This is a genomic window from Arthrobacter sp. 9V (assembly GCF_902506065.1).
GTDB lineage: Bacteria > Actinomycetota > Actinomycetes > Actinomycetales > Micrococcaceae > Arthrobacter.
In genome coordinates this window covers 1-1,420 of sequence record NZ_LR732951.1, presented here as the reverse complement: position 1 = coordinate 1,420, position 1,420 = coordinate 1, and the positions used below count along the sequence as shown (strand labels likewise).

The following is a 1,420-nucleotide window of genomic DNA, read 5'->3' as shown; positions in this document are numbered from 1 at the left end:
CTCCGTGGTGAAGCTCTCCGGGGTCTGGTCGAGGGAATCAGCGATCTGAGCCATGAGTTTCTCTATGTCCTTGAAGTCGTCGTGGCCGGAACTACTGTGCGACCTGGTCGAAGATGTACGCCTTGGGCTGCTGCGCGGCGTGCGGGTGCTCCGCGCCGGCGTAGACCTTCAGCTTCTTGAGCTGCTCGCGGCCGAGGGTGTTCTTCGGCAGCATGCCGCGGATCGCCTTCTCGACGGCGCGGGTGGGCTGCTTCCCGAGCATCTCCGGGTAGGAGGTCGCCGTCAGGCCGCCCGGGTACCCCGAGTGACGGTAGTAGACCTTCTTCGCGAGCTTCGAACCGGTCAGTGCGACCTTGTCGGCGTTCACGATGATGACGTAGTCACCCATGTCCATGTGCTGGGCGAAGGTGGCCTTGTGCTTGCCGCGCAGGAGCGCCGCGGCGTGGGTGGCGAGACGGCCGAGGACGACGTCGGTGGCGTCGATGACGATCCAGTCGTGCTGGACGTCTGCCGGCTTCGGTGAGAACGTGCGAGTCACAGGAGTGCTGCTTTCGTGTCGAGGTGAGGAGTCCGTGAATCCCACTCCGGTCGGGAGTTCCGCGGGCAGAAGCACGGGGAACACCTCGGTTGGAGGGCTCATCTGACTGTCCGCGCGCGGGGCGCACAGACCAAGGCGAGAGCCTAGCCGACGCGGGGTGCGTCGGTCAAACGCGGCCACCCGCGGCCTGGAGGCGCGGGGCGGCCCCGCACCGCGCCTCCCGTCCGCCGCGCGGTCGCGCCCACCGCGCATGGGTGAGCAGAAGACGTCGGGTCCGCACCGCGAACCCGACGTCTTCTGCACACTCATCGCCCCGACGTGGGGCGTGGGGACTACTCCGCCGCCGCAGCCCGACGGCGGCGACGCACGACCAGCACACCCGCACCCGCCGCGAGCAACAGGAACGCCACCAGCGCACCGGCACCCATCCCTGCGGCGCCCGTGAACGCGAGCTGCCCGTCCGCGGTGATCGTGATCGGGCTCCACCCGATCAGCGTGCCGTCCGCAGCCGTCACCGCCAACCGGTGCGCACCAGCCACCGTGTCGGCAGGGATCGTCACCCGGACCGTCCCGTCAGCAGCGACCACAGCCGTGCCGATCAGCGTCGGCTCCGAGAACAACCACACGTTCACCGTGTCACCGGCAGACGCAGTACCCACCGTCACCGTGATGGTCTCCCCCGCACGAGCCGACGCCGGCGCCGAGACCCCACCACGGTTCGCCTCCGTCAACACCGACTCCGACGGCGCCACCGGGGCGACCGGCGCAGCCGACGGACCAGGGGTCGGGACCGCGGTGGGCGTCCCACCCGGAGTCGGCGTCGTGCCGCCGGCACCCGGAGACGGGATCGGCGTCGGCGTCGGCGTCGGCTCAGTGCCCGGG

At 70.1% G+C, this 1,420-nt stretch carries 2 protein-coding genes and 1 pseudogene; 1 reads left to right on the top strand and 2 read right to left on the bottom strand.

Going from position 1 to position 1,420, the window contains the following annotated elements:
- Positions 1-91: 91 nt before the first annotated feature.
- Both rplM and BACI9J_RS22680 read right to left on the bottom strand, forming a co-directional pair.
- Positions 92-538, bottom strand: a complete 447-nt coding sequence (gene rplM, locus BACI9J_RS22685) for a 50S ribosomal protein L13 (protein WP_159736648.1) — start codon at positions 536-538, stop codon at positions 92-94.
- 332 nt (positions 539-870) lie between these two features.
- Entirely contained in the window at positions 871-1,170 is a 300-nt protein-coding gene (locus BACI9J_RS22680) for an LPXTG cell wall anchor domain-containing protein (protein WP_159736647.1), read from the bottom strand.
- 1 nt (position 1,171) lies between these two features.
- On the opposite strand from BACI9J_RS22680, the pseudogene BACI9J_RS22675 reads away from it, so the two are divergent.
- Positions 1,172-1,420, top strand: a pseudogene (locus BACI9J_RS22675) (hypothetical protein); the annotation flags it as partial.